23 protein-coding genes are annotated in these 18,955 nt (G+C 72.9%); 2 read left to right on the forward strand and 21 right to left on the reverse strand.

Annotated features, from left to right (window positions below):
- Window positions 1–195: hypothetical protein (locus ACFV5N_RS11730; protein ID WP_385597434.1), on the reverse strand; the 195-nt coding region annotated here is incomplete at its 3' end.
- Between the two features lie 87 nt (window positions 196–282).
- Window positions 283–528 (reverse strand): hypothetical protein, encoded by a 246-nt coding sequence (locus ACFV5N_RS11735; RefSeq protein ID WP_385597436.1) that lies wholly within the window; start codon window positions 526–528, stop codon window positions 283–285.
- A 516-nt stretch (window positions 529–1,044) separates the two neighbouring features.
- Between ACFV5N_RS11735 and ACFV5N_RS11740 the strand changes: the two genes are divergently transcribed.
- The gene (locus tag ACFV5N_RS11740) at window positions 1,045–1,767 is read left to right on the forward strand and encodes a GntR family transcriptional regulator (RefSeq protein WP_385597438.1); all 723 of its coding nucleotides are present in this window, start codon (window positions 1,045–1,047) and stop codon (window positions 1,765–1,767) included.
- 129 nt (window positions 1,768–1,896) lie between these two features.
- Here the strand turns inward: ACFV5N_RS11740 and ACFV5N_RS11745 are convergent, their stop codons facing one another.
- Both ACFV5N_RS11745 and ACFV5N_RS11750 read right to left on the reverse strand, forming a co-directional pair.
- Window positions 1,897–2,190 carry a hypothetical protein gene (locus ACFV5N_RS11745; RefSeq protein WP_385597441.1) on the reverse strand — a complete coding sequence of 98 codons (294 nt, stop codon included), beginning with the start codon at window positions 2,188–2,190 and terminating at the stop codon, window positions 1,897–1,899.
- Window positions 2,190–2,861, reverse strand: coding sequence for a ParA family protein (locus tag ACFV5N_RS11750; RefSeq protein ID WP_385597443.1), 672 nt, complete (start codon window positions 2,859–2,861; stop codon window positions 2,190–2,192). The genes ACFV5N_RS11745 and ACFV5N_RS11750 overlap by 1 nt, the downstream gene beginning before the upstream one ends.
- A gap of 916 nt (window positions 2,862–3,777) precedes the next feature.
- On the opposite strand from ACFV5N_RS11750, the gene ACFV5N_RS11755 reads away from it, so the two are divergent.
- Complete coding sequence (locus ACFV5N_RS11755; protein ID WP_385597446.1) at window positions 3,778–4,527, forward strand: hypothetical protein; 750 nt, start codon at window positions 3,778–3,780, stop codon at window positions 4,525–4,527.
- 310 nt (window positions 4,528–4,837) lie between these two features.
- Here the strand turns inward: ACFV5N_RS11755 and ACFV5N_RS11760 are convergent, their stop codons facing one another.
- From ACFV5N_RS11760 to ACFV5N_RS11840, 17 genes are all read right to left on the reverse strand, one after another.
- A complete protein-coding gene (locus tag ACFV5N_RS11760; protein ID WP_385597450.1) occupies window positions 4,838–5,047 on the reverse strand; it encodes a hypothetical protein in 210 nt (69 codons plus the stop codon).
- Window positions 5,048–5,507: 460 nt separating this feature from the next.
- Window positions 5,508–5,696, reverse strand: coding sequence for a hypothetical protein (locus ACFV5N_RS11765; protein ID WP_385597453.1), 189 nt, complete (start codon window positions 5,694–5,696; stop codon window positions 5,508–5,510).
- Window positions 5,696–5,977, reverse strand: coding sequence for a hypothetical protein (locus tag ACFV5N_RS11770; RefSeq protein WP_385597456.1), 282 nt, complete (start codon window positions 5,975–5,977; stop codon window positions 5,696–5,698). Before ACFV5N_RS11770 ends, ACFV5N_RS11765 begins: the two co-directional genes overlap by 1 nt.
- A 783-nt stretch (window positions 5,978–6,760) precedes the next feature.
- Window positions 6,761–9,262: a hypothetical protein gene (locus ACFV5N_RS11775; RefSeq protein WP_385597459.1), complete on the reverse strand. Its 2,502-nt coding sequence runs from the start codon at window positions 9,260–9,262 to the stop codon at window positions 6,761–6,763.
- Between the two features lie 291 nt (window positions 9,263–9,553).
- The gene (locus ACFV5N_RS11780; RefSeq protein WP_385597462.1) at window positions 9,554–9,748 is read right to left on the reverse strand and encodes a hypothetical protein; all 195 of its coding nucleotides are present in this window, start codon (window positions 9,746–9,748) and stop codon (window positions 9,554–9,556) included.
- The gene (locus ACFV5N_RS11785) at window positions 9,745–10,071 is read right to left on the reverse strand and encodes an RRQRL motif-containing zinc-binding protein (protein ID WP_385597465.1); all 327 of its coding nucleotides are present in this window, start codon (window positions 10,069–10,071) and stop codon (window positions 9,745–9,747) included. The genes ACFV5N_RS11780 and ACFV5N_RS11785 overlap by 4 nt, the downstream gene beginning before the upstream one ends.
- The gene (locus ACFV5N_RS11790; protein ID WP_385597468.1) at window positions 10,068–10,544 is read right to left on the reverse strand and encodes a hypothetical protein; all 477 of its coding nucleotides are present in this window, start codon (window positions 10,542–10,544) and stop codon (window positions 10,068–10,070) included. Before ACFV5N_RS11790 ends, ACFV5N_RS11785 begins: the two co-directional genes overlap by 4 nt.
- 12 nt (window positions 10,545–10,556) lie before the next feature.
- Window positions 10,557–11,093 (reverse strand): hypothetical protein, encoded by a 537-nt coding sequence (locus ACFV5N_RS11795; protein WP_385597470.1) that lies wholly within the window; start codon window positions 11,091–11,093, stop codon window positions 10,557–10,559.
- 65 nt (window positions 11,094–11,158) lie between these two features.
- The gene (locus ACFV5N_RS11800; RefSeq protein WP_385597473.1) at window positions 11,159–12,589 is read right to left on the reverse strand and encodes a transfer protein; all 1,431 of its coding nucleotides are present in this window, start codon (window positions 12,587–12,589) and stop codon (window positions 11,159–11,161) included.
- The gene (locus tag ACFV5N_RS11805) at window positions 12,586–13,425 is read right to left on the reverse strand and encodes a hypothetical protein (RefSeq protein ID WP_385597475.1); all 840 of its coding nucleotides are present in this window, start codon (window positions 13,423–13,425) and stop codon (window positions 12,586–12,588) included. The genes ACFV5N_RS11800 and ACFV5N_RS11805 overlap by 4 nt, the downstream gene beginning before the upstream one ends.
- A gap of 12 nt (window positions 13,426–13,437) precedes the next feature.
- Window positions 13,438–13,629 carry a DNA translocase FtsK gene (locus ACFV5N_RS11810; protein ID WP_385597478.1) on the reverse strand — a complete coding sequence of 64 codons (192 nt, stop codon included), beginning with the start codon at window positions 13,627–13,629 and terminating at the stop codon, window positions 13,438–13,440.
- 74 nt (window positions 13,630–13,703) lie between these two features.
- The gene (locus tag ACFV5N_RS11815; RefSeq protein WP_385597481.1) at window positions 13,704–14,138 is read right to left on the reverse strand and encodes a hypothetical protein; all 435 of its coding nucleotides are present in this window, start codon (window positions 14,136–14,138) and stop codon (window positions 13,704–13,706) included.
- A gap of 5 nt (window positions 14,139–14,143) precedes the next feature.
- Window positions 14,144–16,000 carry a hypothetical protein gene (locus ACFV5N_RS11820; protein ID WP_385597483.1) on the reverse strand — a complete coding sequence of 619 codons (1,857 nt, stop codon included), beginning with the start codon at window positions 15,998–16,000 and terminating at the stop codon, window positions 14,144–14,146.
- 117 nt (window positions 16,001–16,117) lie between these two features.
- Complete coding sequence (locus ACFV5N_RS11825) at window positions 16,118–16,309, reverse strand: hypothetical protein (protein WP_385597486.1); 192 nt, start codon at window positions 16,307–16,309, stop codon at window positions 16,118–16,120.
- 2 nt (window positions 16,310–16,311) lie between these two features.
- Window positions 16,312–16,788, reverse strand: coding sequence for a hypothetical protein (locus ACFV5N_RS11830; protein WP_385597489.1), 477 nt, complete (start codon window positions 16,786–16,788; stop codon window positions 16,312–16,314).
- Window positions 16,789–16,902: 114 nt separating this feature from the next.
- Window positions 16,903–18,321, reverse strand: a complete 1,419-nt coding sequence (locus tag ACFV5N_RS11835) for a DUF2637 domain-containing protein (protein WP_385597492.1) — start codon at window positions 18,319–18,321, stop codon at window positions 16,903–16,905.
- 188 nt (window positions 18,322–18,509) lie between these two features.
- Window positions 18,510–18,955, reverse strand: a 446-nt coding sequence (locus tag ACFV5N_RS11840) for a hypothetical protein (RefSeq protein WP_385597495.1), incomplete at its 5' end; no start/stop codon positions are given.

Raw genomic sequence — 18,955 nt, forward strand, 5'->3', positions numbered from 1 at the left:
CAGCTGGGTCGTCCGGCTGTGCCACTTCTCTTCCTCGGCTTCCGCCGCCGCGCACGAGACGCGCGCGGCGGCCGTCCGCTCGCGCTCCTCCTCGTACATGGCCTGCCACCGCGCGGCCTCCGCCGCGTCGGCCTCGCCGGCCGCCTCCGCGTCCCGCAGCTCCTGGAGCCGCGCGGCCGTGATGATCCGGATCATCTGCTTTCTCCTCGCTCGAAAAGGCCCCGCCCCGGCCATCGGCCGGGGCGGGGCAGGGGTTGATCTGCTGTAGCTACTGCTGGTCGATCACTTCGGGCACTTGCAGGACCAGAACCCGCAGAGCGCGCACGCGTCGTTCACCTCGTCGTCCAGGCCCTGCCCCAGCAGAACCTCGAACCGGCTCCAGTCCTCGTCCGACATCGGCGCCACCGTGTCCTCCGGGCCGTCCGCCCAGCCGTCCTGCTCGTCCTCCTGCTCGATGTCCTCGCCGATCCACGCCAGCGGGAGCACCGACAGGTCCGCCGCGTCGATCTCCGCGATACCGTGCTGCATAGGTCGCACCTCCATGCGATCCGGGGCCACGGTCCCGCGCGGCTCCCGTCTCCACACGGGAGCCGCGCGCATCTCCAGACCTGTGACCAGCGGCAATCTGCCGCAGCGCCCCGAGCCGGACTCGAACCGGCTGTTTGCCTCCGGGGCCCGCGATCTCCGCCCTTGTCTCACCGCGCGTGCCGAGTCCGCGCGACCCCGAAGGGACGGCCGGACCAAAGTGCGTGCTGATCTCCGCGCGGCAGGGCCATACGGCTTGTCGCTGTTGCCTGCTTTGTCCTTACTGACGGCCGCTCTTCCCGTGTGCAGGCTGCGGTGCGTCCCCTATCCAGTTCTGAATGCGCGGACCACTGCCATCGGGCCGCCATCACGCGCTGCCCTCCGGGTGGTGCACCTACAAGGTAGACCACTGCACCCGCTTAGCGCTACTAGTAGCGCTAGCTGTCTACTTGGTTTAGCCTCTTAGGTAGACCGCTCCGCTCTGGAGAGCGGAGCAGAAACCCCAGGAAGGAGGGCGAGATGCCTGATGGCACCGGCTATGCGGAGATCGCCGCGTACTACCGCCAGCAAATTCAGGACGGACATCTCAAGCCGGGCGAGCGGATGCCATCGCTGCGCGATGTCCGAGACCGGTTTGGTGTCGCTCAGACGACTGCAAATCGCGCATACCGCGTGCTTAAGCAGCAGGGACTGACCTTGCCGCAGGCCGGTGTGGGGACAGTCGTCGCTGGTCCGGCAAGCGAGAACATCTCGGCGCGAGTCCTGCGACACGCCGAGACCGGGAAGGCATTGGGCAGCGGTGAAACGTCGCGGATCTTGGAGATCGGCACCATCGGCGCCGACGAACTGATCGCACCTCGACTTGATGTGGCGCCCGGGACACCAGTACACGTGCGTCGGCGTGTGGTCAGCCGCAGCAACGTCCCCGTGCACTACAGCAGCTCCTACTACCCGGCCTACGTCATCGCGGTCACCCCTGAACTGACTGAGCCCGTATCCACGGGCGGCAGCCGAGAGCTTGCTGCTGAACGTCTCGGCGTCGCCCAAGACCATGTGCTCGAGGAGGTGACCTCTCGGCTGGCAACCGAGCCGGAGAAGCTGGCCCTGGGCCTCACCGCCGGCGATGTCGTGGTGACCCAGGTACTCCGAACCGTGTATTTGAGTGACGGCCGCGTCGTAGAGGTCGCGGTCAAGGTCGCAGGCGGCGCAACGATTCTGCGGTGGTCAACGCCGCTTCGCTGACACGCACAGCAAGGCCCCCACCGATCGCCCGGTGGGGGCCTTACTCATGCGCTCTGACCTGCTGTGATACTCCTCGCACTGCTCGCACATGTCGCACTGATCGCACGCGTGGTACTCGTGCGAGAGGTGCTACAGCTGCCCCCGCATGAGCTTCCTCTGCACCGTGGGCGCGTGGTCGATCACCTCGGTCAGGAGGGCGCTGATAACCCGGTGGCGGGGGATCCGGGTCTGGTGGTGGATGTCGTCTACCAAGTCGGCGAACCGGTCGGCGACGTCCGCGTCGAGGTACCACGACCTCCTCGTCTTCCCAGCCTTCCGGGGCACCGGCGGCGGGGGCGGCACCGCGCCCTCCAGCGTCTCCCGGGTGACCTCCGGGATCACCTCGTCATCCGGGTCCGGCAAGAACTTCGTCGGCTTCACCATCAGGCTGCCCTCCCCTTCAGCAGGCCGATCTCCTCCAGCACCGCAGGCACATGCAGGAAATCGGTCGGCACCGTGCCGTAGGCCCGCTGGTACGCGACGTTCTTGCGCAACTCGTTGTCGCACAGCGGGTAGGCGCCCGCCAGCTCCTCCCGCGCCTCCCGCGGCAGCGTCGTGCCGTGGTCCGTGCGGGACAGCAACACGAACGCCTCGAAACCGCCCACCACCGAGTCCCGCGCGGCGGCCTTCGCCGACTGCCAGGTGGCTGGCATCTGCTCGGTCTCCGACGAGTCCGCCCCGATCGGCACCACCAGGCGGTGCGCGCGGCGCAGTGCCGACTCGAAGACCGACCTCAGCCCACCACCGACATCAGCGATGAGGTGGTCAACACCCTCCTGCTTCTCCCCGATGTGGTCGTCGATGTCGTCGAACGGGTGCCGCGAGACCGTCACCGTCTCCGGCCAGGGCCGCACCCGCTCGCCCGTCTCCTCAGCCGCCGCCACCGCCTTCTTCACCCTCCTCTGCCACTTGTGGGTCGTCTGGCTGATCGTGTCCGCATCGATCAGATGCACCCGATACCCCAGCGACGCCAGATACAGGGCCGACAGCACGCTGAACCTCGACTTGGCGACACCCCCCTTCAGCGCGCCGACCACCAACACCTGAGCCGCCATGCCGACTACCTCCTCCAGCTCCTGGCGGTCCCGGCCGGACCGCCCCGCCGCAGGCTATCCATCGCACCCCTCTCACCCGTGCGCCAACTCGCAACACTCGCACCCGTGATACGCGTGCTACAGGTATCACCCCAGGTCAGAGCGCCATCTCTGAACCCGCCAAAACGGTGCCGCCCACCCTCGTTCTGTACCCGCCAATCCGATGCCGGGTGGCCGGCTACCGGGCGGCGACCGGCCGGTGGGGCGGGGGCACGGGAGGGTGGGCGGCGGGCGTATCGCGTCCCCATGCCCTGTCCGCCGTCCCGGGGCCAGGGTCACTACGAAGGCAGCAGCGAGGGAGGGAGGGTGGCCGGTCGGCGCCGTCCCGGTCACCGAACACCTATTCGGCGGGCTGGGGATGCGCCGCCGGGCGCACCGGGCCGGGGCCGCCGAGGGACGACCGCGCCGCCGGGGTGGCCGTAGCGCGCACCCCGCTGCGCGGGGCCTGCCGTGGCCCCCGGCCCGTCTCGCACGCGCGGACCGCCGGACTGACGTAGGGGGCGGCGGGCGCCGAACGCCAGCTGCGGGCCGCCGAGAACGCCGGTCAACGACCACGCTGCCGCGCGAACCTCCCGCACGCCGACTCGTAGTCCACCGGCCGGTGGCCGGCTACCGGGCAGCAGCACGACGGCGGCCAGCGCCGCCCGGCCGCTCTCCGAATCGTGAGTCACAAAACGCGGAAGGGGTGGGCGTGGCGCGGCGGACGACGGCAAGGGACCGGCTGCCGGGCGCCGACAACCTTCGGTTGTCGCGGTTGCCCGCCGGGTAGCCGGCCGACCGGTCTGTCAAGGAACCTTGACAGACCAGCATCCGTCAAGGAACCTTGACGCATCTGACGGGATGTCAAGAACCCTTGACCCCTGGAGAGGAGAGGGCGATGAGCTGGATCTGCGAACGGGACGACGGGACCGAACTGGTCGGACACCGGGGGATGCCGATCGCTGTCGACGCGGCCGGCGCCGAGCTGCCGCCGGGCGACACCGAGAGCACCGCCTGGTGGCGGTACGACGGCCGCGACGGCCGCCCGCGGGCCACCGGCCTGTTGGCCGGCTGCGAATGCGGCTGGCGCTCGAAGGCTCCGCACCCGATCACCTGGGACGACAGGGAGGCCACCGAGCTCCGCCCGCTGGCCGTGTGGGACGGGCTGCACGCCCAGCCCCTGCTCGGCCGGGACCTCCCGCTCCCGCTCGCCGACGCGATGCTCACCGTGTACCAGCAGCTCGGCAAGGTCGCCAAGGCGCGGCCTCTCGTCGCCCTCCGCGTCGTGCGGGAGCTGGAAGCGATCGCTGGAACCGCCGCGCACCAGGCCACCGTGCAGGCCCGGTCCCGGGGAGTCACCTGGTTCGAGATCGGGCGGGAGCTCGGCATCACCCGGCAGGCCGCCCACCAGCGGCTCGGCCGACACGTCCTCCCCGAAGACACATCCGAGTCCCTGGAGGTGGCCGTACCGGCGCCGACCGACCCGGACCTCTCCGGGCTGCCCGAGCCCCACCGGGCCGCCCTCACCGTCACCTGCCCGGCGTGCGGGTCAGCGCCGGGGGAGCTGTGCACCAGCCACTCCGGCACCCGCACCCGTAAGTCCGACGTCCACCAGGCCCGCACCAAAGCCCACCAGGCCGCCGACTGACCAAGTAGAGCGAGACAGCACGAAGCCCCCGCACCATCCGGTGCGGGGGCTGCTTTCACATGCCACCGAAGCGGCGGAGCAAGTTATCCCTTTGGAAGCTCGCGCCCCCGGCGTGAGCTTCCAAAGGGGGCGCCGGTGGGGAAGCACCCCTCCCCGGCCCGGAGACCGGACCGCCGGGGAGCACGCTCCCGTCCTGTACGGGTCTGGAGGTCGCACACCTCGCACCCCGGGGGGGCAACCCCCCACCCTCCCCGGCCGGGACCGCCGGGGAGGCCCCGGTCCGGTCCGTCAGGTTCAAAGATTCGCGCCGTCACCACAGCGGCTGATCCACCGGCAGCGGCCGGGGCCGGCCATCCCCACGCACGAGCTGGCCGTCGCGGGCCGGTCCGGAGACGATGCGGTCGGTCCCGGACCGGTCCGCCGCCGTGATGTGCCCGTCCCGGACCGGTCCGGCCATCACCACTCCGTCCTCCTGGAGGCCGCGGACCGCGAGCGCGGCCGCAACCGCCTCCCGAGCCACCCTCCGGTCCCGCTCCCGTCGATAGCGCGACTGACGGCACGCGTCCGAACACGTCCGCCGCCGGCGGCCGGTCGCCGACTGGCGAATCGGCTCCCCGCACTCCTCACACCCCCGGCCCCGGCCCGGGTCCTCCACCACTGTCTGCTGTGCTCCCATGCCCAGCAGGCTAGGCGATCGTGAGTTACGAAACGAGGGCGCACGGAAGCGCGCGCCGCCCTCCGAAGCAACCCCCGACACACTCGGTATGCGACGGCGGCGATGTCGACAATGTCGACGAGTTCGGGCAGCACCACTCCGGCTACGACGTCACCGAGCCACCCCACCGAGCCACCCCACCGAGCCACCCCCGAGACACCGTGGGGCGGTCGGTCGAAGCTCTTGCATTCACGAACGCACAAGCGCGGCCGCGAAGAAGCCCCCGCACCGAACAGCGCGGGGGCCTGCGGCCGGGGTGGCCGGCCTACTCGGCGGCGGCGGGGTGCAGCAGACCGTGCAGCCGCTCGGCCGTCGCCATCAGCCGCTCGGCATGCTCCGGCTCGGACGTCGCCAGTTGGCCGGCGGTAAACGCCAGCTCGCCGACCGCCGCCTCCAGGCCGCCCTTGAGGTCGGCCCGGGACACCAGCTGCACCGCCTGGTCCTGGTCGGCCATCAGACGGCCTCCACCCGCACGACGGGCGCGACCCAGGCCGCGTACTCGTCCTCGCCCTCGACCGGCCGCCGCCACTCACCCGCCAGCCAGCCCGCCTTCGCCAACACCCGGCTGGCGAGGTCCGGATCGAACGGGTCGCACCGGTACTCGCCGGTCTCCAGGTCGACCTCATCGCCGCCATGCTCGGCGCAGAAACCCAACGGCCCCTGCTCGGGGCAGTCGATGTACACATGCCAGTCGGTGTCGTGCTCCGCACGCGCGAGCAACTGCTGATCCGTCATGCCCAGCAGCGTATGAGCGCAGCCGGGGCGGCTGCCGGGGAACCACGATGTTCGCACGTCTTATGTGTTCGCACGTTCGCCCGACAAAGCCACTCGAACCAGGCGTCGGCGAGCGCGACCAGGAGCAGCGCGAGCAGCTGCACACCGACCGGTCAGCACAGCCGCCGCGCGCACGAGACGCCACCGTCCGGGACACCTCACACCAGGACACGCCATGCACCCGGACGGGCGAACCGCAGACGACGACTCGGACGGCCGGCGGGCCCCCGGGGCCGGACATCTCCGGAGCCGACACAGCAGGACGGCACCCGGCGGACGGCCCCCCGGAGAGTGATCCCTGCCCGCTCCCGGGGTGATCCCCAGGGAGCACTTTTCCCCGCCCCGACCAGCACCTGATCCGCCGCCAGCTCGGAGACCACACCCTCACTACGTCCCTGGCGAGGGTGTGGTCTCCGAGCAGTCACCGGGTGCTGGTCGGGGCGGGGCAGGTGAGGTGTTCAGCAGCAGGGGTGGACTGGGGGGGGTGGGGTAGCCAGCGGGGGAGGGTGGTGGAGGTAGTCGGGCGAGTGCGGATGCGTTCGGGAGCCGCCGAAATCGTCGGAGCAAGTTAGTGGATAAGGTGACCATAGAGGTCACCAATTCATCTCCGAATTCGGAATTCGGAATTCGGAACCTATGCTTTTGCCCATGCTGAGGGTGTGCTGAGCCCTCATCGGCCGCGCCGCTGGAGCCGTTGCGGGACAACGGCTCCAGCGGCGTGGCGGCGCTGATCAGCCCCCGGATTCACCCACGGGTGATGTCGCGGGCAACGGGCAGCCCGGCAGCACGCCGCGCTGCCATTTCCGGGCGTACCGCGTCCTGCGGGCGGATGCCGAGCAGGGCCTGTGTGCTGTGCAGTTCGTCGGCGCTCTGCCAGCGGGTCCGGCGACGTGGCGGTGCGGGCAGTGTGGTGGGGACAGGGCCGAGCGGTGCGTGCGTGATGGTCTCGGCGGTGAGGGCGATCTCGCCGGTGGAGGTGTTCAGCGACCGGTCGTAGCGCGCGTCCTCGTCTCCCCAGAAGTCGGCACCCCGGACGAGGCCCCAGCCCTCCAGCAGCTCGGCGACGGCGGTGCGGGCCGCAGCGACGGCGGCCGTGCGGACGTCTTCGCCTGCCACGTCGAGGGCCTTGCCCTCGGTGACCGAGGCGGTGGCGACGGCAACGGCGGCGGCGACCTGTCCCCGGCGGCCGGGGACGGAGGTCACGTGCTGCCGGAAGGGTGCGGGCTCGGCCTGGAGCAGCGGGCGGCCGGCCTTCTCCTCCTCGGTCACGACGTCGGTGGCGTTGCGGTCGAGTTCGGTGACGCCGAGGTCCGCGAGGAGGTCCTTGATGGACCCGGACCAGGTGAGCATGCGGTGTCCGCGCGTGCCCTGCTCGTATTCGCGCCACAGCTGGACCTCGCGCTCGGTGCCGATGTCGGCGAGGGCGCGGCGGATGCGGGCCGCAGCGGCCTCGGCCCGCGCGAGAGCCTTCGCCCTGGCCTCGTCCTTGGCGTAGACGGCTGCGTCCTTGGCGGCGCGTTCCTCTCGGCGCGCGTCCAGGAGGCGGACGCGGGCCTTGGCCGTGGCGGCGAGGGCGTCCCGGAGGATTTCACCGGAGGTGCGGCCCGCCCGCTTGGCCCGCTTGGTGTCGGCGCGCAGCAGCTCGTTGCCGAGGGCTCGGGAGGCGGCGGCCTGGCCGATCTCCTCGCGGATCTCGGCGATCTCGGCATCGGCCTCGGCCTGCCCGGCGCGGGCCTTCCGGCGGCGGGCGTCGGCGGCCTGGTAGCGGGACCAGGCGGCCCCGTCGCCGGTGTTCTCGTTGTAGTGGTTGATGGCCTGGTGGTAGTCGGCCAGGGCCTGGTCGTGCTCGGCGCGGTACTGGCGGCGGCGGGCCTTCGCTGCGGCGAGACGGGACGCCTGCTTGGCGTTCGGCCGGTGCAGCAGGTTCGGCTCGACGTCGGTCCTGTCCGTCTGGTTGGGGTCCTTGTCCTGGACCTTGACCAGGTACTTCGCGATGTCGGCGGCGCCGTCCGACCCCTGGCGGGCGGGGTCGACGCGCACACCGCGGGCGCGATTGGGCTTGCCCAGCTTCGCGTGCGCGCACTCCAGCACCCAGCGGGTGTACAGCTCGCCCTGGAGCTGCTTGGCGATCTCATCCGTCACGGGGTCCATGAACCAGAGCACAGCGTGGATGTGGGTGTGCCAGCCCGAGTTCCCCCGCGTGACCTCGATCGCGCGGGTCGCCCCGGCGAGGTCGTACCGGGCTCGGAGGTTCCGCCACCACGTCGAGGTCAGCATCCGGCGCCAGGCCGCTGCCGTGGCCTCCAGCTGGCCGGGGATCATGACCGGCTTGCCCTTCTCATCCCGGGCAACTTCCGGTTCTCCGGTCAGCTCGTTGATGACCGGCTTGCCCTTCTCGTACCGGATCTTGGGCTGGGCCGCGAGCCGGTTGTACTGCCCGTGCCGGGAGGTGAGCGTCGCCATGGCGATGCCCCGGCCGGCCTCGGTCCAGGCGTGCGCGGCGGCCTCCATAACCCGGGCGCGCTCGGCGCGGACCACCGGGGAGCACTCGGGGCAGGCCCACACGCTGCCGCACTTGAACAGGCCGATGAACCCGCCTTCCCCGTCCGGGCGCTGCTGGATCGTCACCGCGCCGCCGAGAGGGTCCCGGCCACACCGGATGAGGCTGGGGAGGGTGCTGATCAGGCGTGCGTCGTCCAGCTGGCGCATCCGCTGCTGGCGACGGTGCTTCGGACGCTCGTACTTGGCCCCGGGGTCGGGGGCCGTCCCGGGGTTGGCGCCGTTTTTTTCACTGCCGCTGACGGGCCGTTCGCCCAGCTCAGACGCCACATCCGCCGCAGGGGGGGCCAACGTTGTTCTTTGGTTTCTGAAACGGCCGCCGTCCCGGGGTGCGGTTGGGTCCGTAGCGTCTGCCGGGGAGGGGTCACCGGGGCCGCTGGCGGCCGTCTCGCGGCCTGCGGCGGCGACGGCGGCGCCCCGGGCCCGGGAGTCGCGAGCGGCCCGCAGACGGGCCCTGAACTCGGCGTGGGCGGCGGCGCGCTCGGCGCGGGACTCGTCGGTCTCGGCGTCGGCGTCGGCCTCGTCGGTGGCGCCAGCGGCGGCGGCCAGGAGGCGGAGGGAGGTCTGCGCGGCGGCGGCGACCTGCTCGCGGTGGCGGGCGGCGCGGCGGCGGCGCGAAGAGGTGCGGCGGGTGTCGGCCGTCCCGGTGGACGGGGCCGACGGATACGTCGGGTCGGCTGGCGACACGCCAGCCAGATGGCTTACGCTGCTCAAAGCGGGGGTCCTTACAGATCTCGCCGGCCAAAGCGAACTTGTTTGGTAGGGACTCACGCAGGGGCGTCACTCGGATGTAGGAGTTCGAGAGGCGCCCCGCGCTTTTTTTAGTTGTGTGGCCCCGATCATGCCCTACGCGGGGGACGGTTGTTGACTCGACCCGCCCAAGTGGCCGTTGTGGTCTGATAGTCCGAAAAGTGGCCCGCACCATCAGGTGCGGGCCTTTGCCGTTCTGGCAGGTCAACGGGCTGGATGGGGTTGGGGTTACGCGGCGTCGGTGAGGGCGCCGGAGTCGGGAGCGGCGGCGCGGGCGGCGAGCCAGCCCTCCGCACATGTCTTGTGGCACGGCCGGCCTCGGTCCGAGAGGAGGTGGGCGGGTCGCCCGCACAGGACACACGGTGCGGGCCCGGCCGGGTTCCAGTGCCGGGAGTCGGACCAGTCGAGTGCCGGGCTGGTCATGCGGCCTGCTCGAGGTCGGCGGCGCAGGGGCCGCAGCAGCCGAGGCGCTGGGAGTAGTAGTGGTCCCGCACCTGGTGGCAGCGGGGGCAGGTGGACCGGGCGATCATCATGGCCGCAACCGCGTGCCAGCGGCCGGGGGTCATGGGGCGGACCGGCCGTGCGTCGGCGACGGAGTACAGGGCGGCCCACCGGCCGGAGCGCGGCCACACGATCTGCGCAACGGGGTCGGCCCCGCCGGGGCGGAGGCCGGCGGCGCGGAGCTGGCGGCGGGTCATGAGGCCGTCCGGGGCGCAGCGGGGGGCGTAGGTCGGGAGGGTGCTCATCGGGGGCCGTCCTCTCGGATGACGTCGGCCGCGATGTCGAGCAGCCGGTCGTGCGCGTCGATGGAGGCGAGGCGGGCCGCGTCGAAGTCGTCGCAGTCGTGCAGCGAGAAGGTGACCTCGACCAGTTCCTCAACGGCCTCGCGGACGGCGAGGGAGGAGATCAGCAGCCGCACGCGGGCGAGAGGTTCGGCCATCGCACTGCGGGTGGCGTGCACGGCGGCGACGGCGGCGATCAGGGTCGGCTCGTCGGCACCGTCCGCCTGGAGCCAGCGGCGGTGCCAGCTGGTGCGGCGGTGGTCGGCGGCGGCTGCCGCGAGGGAGGCGACGGCGGCGATCTGGTCGCGGCGTAATGCCGCGCGCTCGGACGCGGCGAGGCCGTCCTGGGCGATGCGGCGCTGCATCGCTCCGGAGACGATGCTGCCGAGGAGAGTGCCGACGACGGCGATGACGCCGGCGGCGATGGCGGTGCCCATGCGGGCCTCCTGTCACAGGTCGTGGGTGTGGGCGAGCAGCGCGGCGGCGTCGAGCAGCTGCACGGCGGCGGCGCCGTTCGGCAGCAGCTGGTCGTTCGCGGCCGGGATGGTCGCGGCGGCGGCGAACCGCCGCTGGATGGCGACCAGGAGGACATCGAGGCCGTCCGCCTCGAGGCCGCGCGAGCCGCGGGCCTCGGCGTGGACGGCGCCGTACAGGCATGTCGCGCCGGATGCGTCGCGGGTGGCGCCCCGGCACCAGCCGGTGTCCTCGAGGCGGCGGGCCGCCCGCTGGAGAAGCGCGGCCACCGGCGTGGGGTAGAGGTCGACGGGCGCCTGGTGGTTCGCGGCGTAGGCGAGCAGCACGGTGGTGTCGGCGTCGGCCGGCGCCGACTCGGCCTCGGCGGCGTCGACGGCGAGGCGGACCAGGGCGGTCTCCAGACGGACCGTCATCGCGGCGTCGACCAGGGCGAGCCGCGCGTCGAGGTCGAGGGCGGCGGCCGCCGCCGGGGCGGCCGGTTGTGGGCGTGCGGGGGCGTGGGTGGGTGTCATGCTGGGGGTGCTCCTGCGTGGAGTGGTGCGGGGCCGGGAGGTGCGATCTCCCGGCCTCCGCTGTGTCAGGTGAGTGAGTGGACGCCGCCCTCGCTGGTGATGCGGCCCGCCGAGCGCAGCTCGGAGAGCGCGTTGCGGACGGAGCCGGGGCGGACCGCTCGACCGCCGTCCGCATGGAGCGCGTCCAGGAGCGCCGGGCCGTCGAGCGGGCCGCCGTCCTCCAGGGCGCGGACGATCCGGTCGGGCAGCCGCCGCGGCGCGGCCGGGACGGGCGGAGCGGCCTCCATGGCCGGGCCGGTGGGCGAACTCCCGCCGGGGGACCGGCTCCCGCCGGGCGTACCGTCGCCGCCGTCCTCGTCCTCGTCCCGCCAGTCGAACGCGGCGAGGTCGATGGGGTCGCCCGGGGCGTCGCCGGGCCCGTACAGGTCGAGGATCGCCGGGTCGTGGCCCTCGCAGGGCTCGAGGGATCCGACCATGGACCAGCGCATCATCGCGTCGGGCCGGGCAGACGTGAGGTGGTAGGCCATGCCCTGCGAGTTCGGCCGCTCCTCTCCGGCGGCCGGCGCTTCGTCGTACCGGCGGATCCGCTTGACCACCCCGATGACCTTGGGGATGGGCTGGAGCCGGACTCCGGACGGGAGCAGACCGTCCGCGACGAGGGACTGCATCATGCCGCTGCTCCAGCGGAGCAGGATGACTTCGCCCTCCTTCAACATGCTGCGGAGGGTGTCGCTGCCGCCCAGCTCCTCGAGGTGGCCGGCCTGTGCGGCGAGCACCACGCCGACGCCGACCGAGCGGCCGGTGCGGCCGATCTCCCTGATCAGGCGGGTGGCCTCCGCCCGGTACCGGGCGCCCTTCTCCAGCAGCCGGTTGCCCTCATCGAGCACCGCGTACATCAGCGGGTCCGGGCGCCCGAGCAGGAAACCGCTGCGGCCCAACTCGCCGTAGCGGCGCATCCGGTCGTTGGCCTCGGCCACGACCCCGCGCAGCATCAGGATCGCCTTGCGCTGTGTCGTCACCCGGGTGGCGACGTTGCCAACCGCCTCGGGCACCGACTGCCCCTCTTTCAGATCGGCGAGGTGGACGACGACGTTGTTGCGCTTGCACGCCGCCAAGAACAGCTGCAAGGACCTGCTCTTGCCCGCGCCGGTGGTCCCGAAAATGCAGATCCTCTGCGCGTTGCCGGTGCCCGGGTCGTACAGCCGCAGGTGTGCGGGGGCGCCGTCGTAGTAGCGGCCGGCCACGATCCGGCCGCCCCGCATCACCAGGTCCTCGGACGTCGCGGGCACCAGCTGCGCGAGGGGGTTGGTCGGGTAGATCCGGATCAGGGCCTCCCCGGACGCCTGCTGGAGCACAATCCGGGAGGGGTCATCGACTCCGAGGCTGTCCGCCAGGGCGGCGAGGTCGATACGGGAGACGCCGCCGGGCGGGGTGCGCAGCAACAGCTCGGTGACGGACGTCTGACGGCCGACGTCGGCCAGGGACACGATGCTCACTTCTCGATCTCCTTCTCGGCGGTGGGGTAGGTGGTGATGTCGACCAGGGCGGTGCCGGGCATCGCCGCCGCGGCGATCGCCTCCCACTCGCGGGCAGCGGCCTGCGCGGGGTCGAGGACCGGGGCCGGGGCATCGCCGACCGTGAGCAGCTGCACGCCGGCGCCCCGGCCGGGGACCGGGCCGATGCGGATCTGGTCGGCCGGGAAGTCCATCCGGGCGCTGAGCCTCGGGATGGAGATGTCCGGCACCGGCTCACCCGGGATCGTGGAGGTGATGACCGCGCGCATCGCGCCGGGCCCGACCTGCTGCGGGTCCACGAGCCGGGTGTGGGGGGCGACGCCGCCCTCGGCCGCGATCTGCTCCTGCCACCAGCGGGCGAGCGGGTGCGTCTCCGGCACCTGCTCAACCACCAGCTGCTGCTCGGGCTCGGCCTCCAGGACCTCCTCGGGCACCGGCAGCTCGATCCGCTCGGCCAGCAGCTCCCGCGCGGCGCGGGCGGGGCGGAGCCACCAGGTGGCCGCAGCCCACCCGGCGACGGCGGCGACCTCCCAGAGGTGGACGCCGTCGACCAGGCGGACGGCGGTGAGGATGCCCAGCAGGGTGACGCCGGGGGTGGCGTAGAGGGCGGCGGCGATCCCGCGCACCGCGCGGTCGGCCTCCTTGAGGCCCACGGTCACCAGTCCGGCGCCGGTCGCGGTGACGGTCGCCAGCACGGTCACGCCGACCATCTCGCCGGTCAGCAGCGAGGCCGCCAGGCCGCCGGCGCCGACGACGGTGGCCAGCCGTCCGGTGCGGTTGCGCACCGTCTCGGCGGCGCGCGCAACTCGGGGATGCATGATCAAGTCCTCTCAGTCGTGGGTGCGGAGTACGTCGCGGGCCAGGGAGCCCCGGCGGGGCCCGACGACGCCCTCCGCCTCCAACTGGTCGAGCAGCTGGTGCGCGCGTCCGTAGCTGACGCGGAGGCGGCGCTGGAGGGCGCCGACGTCCGCCCACTGCGTGCGGATCACGAGGTCACGGGCGGCGTCGATCAGGTCGTCCATCAGGTCTCCTCGGAATGGGGGAGGGGCGGCCCGCACGGTGCGGGCCGCCCCTCGGCGGTGAATCTGGTGGGTCGTCAGCGGTTGCTGTAGAACTCGCGCTCGGCCATCTCGATGCCGTCGGGCATCGACCGGGCGGCGGCCACGACCGGGCCGTAGTCGCCCTCGTGGCCGTCTCGCGCGTCCTCGAACGCAGCCGCCAGGTCCTCGGCTGCTGCGGCCATCTCCTCGGCCTCGTCCAGCACCGATCGCATGACGGCGGCGGCGTCGTGGTGCTCGCTGGTGGTGAGGTCGTCCACCGCCAGGGCGGCGGCGCGGTCCGCGAGCCGGTCGACGGACTCCGCGCAGCCCTCGACGTAGTCGTAGGCGCCGCGCACGCTCGCGGACAGGTTGCGGACGGCGAGGGCAGCGGCCCCGAGCTGGGCGGTGAGGACCCCGTACCGCAGGCCCTCGGCAAGTACCTCGCCAGCGGCGGCGATGGCCCCGCCGGTACGTCGTGCGATCTCTCCCATGGGCTCTACTCCTTGTGGTAGTCGCGCTCGGCGGGGGCGACGTGCCCGTGATCGGCGGTGGCGCGGACCAGCTGCCCGTGGCGGGCCTCGGCGTTGGCCCCGGCGGTGGCGATGGCCTCGGACGCGCGGGGCAGCGTCGCGGCCACCGCCTCGGCCCGGTCGCGGACGACATCGGCCTGCTCCATGAGCCGGACGACCAGCCGCTCCAGCACCCCGGGGATGCTCAGCTGCACGATCCGTGCGTGCAGGTCCTCGAGGCGGCGGGTCATCTCCTCGCACCGCTCGGCGACGTCGCGGGCCTGGTCGGCCCCGGCCAGGATCTCCTCGGCCATGTCGGCGTCGGCGTCGATCACATCGCCGAGAGTCAGGTCGGAGTCGGTGTACTGCGTGGTGCCAACCCCGGCGGCTGCTCTCATCGGTACGGGTGCGGTCACGGTGGTGCCTCCTGCTGTCGATCGGGGTGGTGCGCTCGAGCCGGTCGGCCGGGGCGACCCGTGCTCGGGGGCCCGGGGCAGGGCGCGGGCTCCGGTCGTGATCCCGGCCGGGGCGCCGGCGGCCCGGCTGCGGCGGCCGTCCGCGCGGTCGACCCGCACCTCGTAGTTCACGGTCCAGCCGGGCGGCGGCCGCAGCCACTCGCCATCCGGGGACGGCGTATCGCGCGGCGGCGGCTCGGTGCGCGAGCGATCCCGCAGCCGTTCCCCGCGCGGCTTCTCGGACCGTTCCTTGCGGGACTTCGGCCCCTTGCGGTGCTCCCACGGCCGGGACCCCGGGCGCCCCCCAGGGGAGTGCTCCCGACGCGAGCTGCGCTTCTTGCCGCCCTTCTTCTGGTTCTGGCTCTGGGTCTTGTTGCCGTCCTTGCCCAGTTCGACCTTGGGCCCCTTCTGCGGGGCGTCCTTCTTCCCCGGCTTCTGCTGCTTCTGCTGCTGCCTGTCCTTGTCGAGGACCGGCGCGTCCGGGTGTCGGCGGCGGCGCTCCAGGCGGCGCTCCAGCTCCTGGTGACGCCGATCGCCCCCGCCCTTGCCCCCGCCGTTCTTCCGACCGCCGGTCCGGCCGCCGCCGTGGTGACGGTCCGGCCGGTCCGGAGCCCGGTCGGGGCGGTCCCGGCCGTGCTTGCCGCCGGGCCCCTCACGGTGCCCGCTCCGGCCACCACCGCCGCCGTGACGACCACCACCGCCCCGACCGCCGCCCCGGGGCCCGGAGTCGGCACCGTGGCCGGCCAACCCGCCACCCCGGCCACCGCCGTGGCGGCCGGGGGAGTCGTGCTTCCCCCGCCCACCGCCACCGAGGCCGGAGCCGCGGCCCCCGCCGAACGTCCCCCCGCCGAGGCCGCCGCCGGAGCGACTACCGCCCCGGCCGCCGCCCTTGGCGCCCCGGCCCCACTCGGGCCCGAACGGCACCCGGCGGTCGAGACCCCCCGACCGGTGCCCGGTCGACGTCCCGTCCTTGCCGTCCCGGCCGTCCCGGCCCTTGGCCGCCTCCCGGCGAGCGGCCCGCCAGTGCTCGGCGCGGGCCTTGATGCTGGAGCCGACCTGCCAGGCGCCGCGCAGCGCGGCCACCGCGATCCCGGCGGCCACCACCATCGCGGCCCCGGCGGTAGCGCGCAGCTGGCCGCCGTCCGGCCCGGCCGGACCGGACGGGCTGACCGCCGCGTGCTCCTGGTCGTCGGCGCCGACCGGGACGTCGGGCATCGACAGGTGGGCGGGCGGAGTCGCGTCCGGCACCTCCAGGTCGGGGTAGCCGTCGCCTCCGTCCGGGGGCCGCAGGTCCGGCGGCGGTGCCGCGTCCGGCGGCGGATCGCCGCCGCCGAACAGGCGGACCAGGGGCAGGTGGTGCACCGTCCCCTGCCCCTCCTCGTCGCTCATCTCGAATCTCCTCTCGTTCAGCTTGACGTGACGCCGTGTGATGCCTTACGCGCGCGTGTGCGCGCGTCTGGGCCCCCGTGATGACACGCGGGGGCCGGTGATGATGACGTGATGCGGTTACAGAGAGAGACGGGACAGCCGACCGGCGAGGAGGCCGACCAGCTCCTCCCACAGCGGGTCGTCGTCGGCGGCGAACGCCCGCGCCATCTCCATCAGGACCATGGCGCGGGCACGCGGGGTGGTGGCCTCGGCCTGCCGCCGCTCCCAGCGTTCGGCGGTGAGCTGGCGGCTCCTCGCGGACTTCCGCACGCTCAGGCCCCCTTCTGCCGCTGGCCGAGGATGTCGGCGAGCGACGCCGACGAGGTGCTGGCCGATCCGGCGGCCGGGGCCGCGATCTGCGGCGGCTGGCCGGCGGACGCCTTCAACCGCTTCTTCTCCTCGGCCGCCCTCTCCTTCGCCGCCTTCTTCTCGGCTCGCTTCTCGGGCAGCTTCTCGTAGGACTTCTCATAGCGCTTGTTGCCCGCGACCAGCATCGACAGCGCCTTCTCCAGCTCATCCACCGCGTCGAACAGCGGCTTCGCGGTGTGCCAGGCCCGCAGGCGGTCCTGGAGCGGGAGGTCCCCGTACAGGCGGCCGTCCTCCGCCAGGTCCGCCTGGAGTTCGCGGGCGAGGCGCCGCAGGTCATCAACCACGGGCTGGATCTGCGCACGGCGCTGCTGGAGATGGATGGCGCGGCCCTCGGGGGTCCGCAGCATCTCGGATGTCCATCGGTTGTTGGTGGTGCTCATCAGGGGGTGCCTCCTAGGCTGGTGCTGTGTCTGCTGGTCGGTCCGTCCGGCAGTCGCAGCGAGAGCCAGCCCCCTACGCCGGGGCTGGCTCTCACTGGTGGTGTCGGATGGTGGTTACTGCTGCTGCTGGGACGGCGCCTCCGGGTCGATCCCGGCCGCCGGGTCGTACCCGGCCTCGATCAGCGCGATGGCGTCCGCCTTCGTGCCCGACGCGGTGCTCGTGCTCACTCCCAGGCGCTGCTCGATCGCGTCCAGCGGGACGTCCTCGGGCGACGCCGCGAGGACCATCCGGGCCACGATCCGCACCCGGCGCTGGCGCGGAGTCAGCTCCGCCGCGTCCTCGGCCTCGACCGCTCGCCGGATCGCTTCGGCCGCTTGCCGCCGCGCTTCGGCTACTCGGGCCTCGGCTTCGGCTACTCCGGCTTCCGCTTCGGCCGCGCGTCGATCAGCTTCGAGCGCTCGTGCCCGGTCCTCCTCGGCAGCCGCCCTCTTCGCCTCGGTGTCGGCCTTGAGGCGAGCCGACTCGTTCGCGGATTCGAGCGCTCGGCGCTGGGCTTCGGCCGCTCGCCGATCGGCTTCGGCCGCTCGGGCCTTGGCTTCGAGCGCTTCTGCCGACTCCACGACTTCGCGGACTGCCGCTGCCGCGCGGGCCCGCGCGTCGGCCTGCGCTTCGGCCTCAGCGACCGTGCCCCGGGTGCGGGCGCCGGCCACTCCCTCGGCCTCGGCCAGGTCGGCCTCCAGGTCGACCATCTCTCGGCGGTCGGCCAGCGCCTGCTTCTTCGCCTCGTGCTTCGCCCGCTCCGCGTCCCGCTGGAGCTGGCGGGCCCGCTCCTGCGCCTCCTGCTGCCGCTCCAGGTCCTTGCGGGCCATCCGGTCCGGCAGCGCCAGGGCCTCATCCACGGTCAACCCGTGCTTCCGCAGCTTCGCCGGGAGCTGAGCCAGGGCCTCCTCGCTGCCCTCCTGGACACCCTTCTTCGCCAGCTCGGCCTTGAATGACATCCATGCGTCGAAAATGGCCCGCTCCCGGGACTCCTCCATCTCCTGCGCGTATCCGCGGTTGTAGAGCCGCATCGCCCGGTAGATCCGCCACGTCGCCCGTGGGGCGAGCAGCCAGCGGTGACCGGGGATCACGTCGTGGTCCGCCGGGAGCGCCGCCTGCTGCACCAGGATCCGGCGGCCGGCCTCCACCCCGATGACGAACAGGACCGGCATCAGGCCGTGGGCGAGGGCCTTGTCCGGGTGCTCCATCACGCCGCCGTGCGCGGCGGCGTTGAAGTACACCGAGGCGATCGTCATGCCGTGCGCGAGTACCCGCAGCAGCGGCCAGCCGGTACGGAGCGCGGCCATGAACAGATCCAGCAACAGGCACGTCAGGATCGCCGCGTCCACCCCGGCCGCGAAGAACCGGGCGTCCTTCTCGGGGAACCCGAAGACCTCGTGCCCGGCCGTGCTCAAGTTGCCGAAGGAGAGGTAGAAGCCGATCGCGCCGATCGCGACCGCGCCGACGACCGACGCGATCCCGAGCCCGATCATCACCCGCCGATCGACCGCCGGGGCCTCCCCGGGCGAAGTGCCCGAAGCCGGAACGCGAGTACCCGAAGCCTCAGCCCGAGTACCCGAAGCCAGCGGGCGAGTACCCGAAGCCGGAGCCGAAGTGTCCGAAGCGGGGATCCGGGCGGGGGCCGTCGGCACTCTCACCGGCTGCTCGATCACCGTCGCCATCAGGCACCCCCGACCCGGTAGTGCACCCGCTGCCACGGGATGCTCCGCCGCTGGCTGTACTCGGCGTGCGGCAACGTCTCGCTCTGCCCCCAACCCCAGGGCGGCGCACCCTCCGCCTCAGCAGCCGCCGCCGCAGCAGCCTCACCGATGTGGGCGCTGTGGTACGCGCCGAAGTGCAGCAGCACCACCAGGTCCACCTCGGCGGCCCCCCGGGTGAGCTGCTTCAGCTGCGCCACCAGGTCATCCGCCCTGCGCCGCTCGTCGGCGAGTTGCCGGGTCAGCTCCGTGACCTCCGCCTCGAGGTCGGCGGCGCACGCCCTGCGGTGCTCCAGGTCCTCGGTGAGGTTCCGGGCCCGGCTCTCCGCGTCCTCCCGCTCGGCGCGGACCTTCTCCAGGTCGTCCAACAGCTGGGTCGTCCGGCTGAGCCACTTCTCTTCCTCGGCTT

This window comes from Streptomyces sp. NPDC059853 (genome assembly GCF_042731495.1).
Classification (GTDB): domain Bacteria; phylum Actinomycetota; class Actinomycetes; order Streptomycetales; family Streptomycetaceae; genus Streptomyces.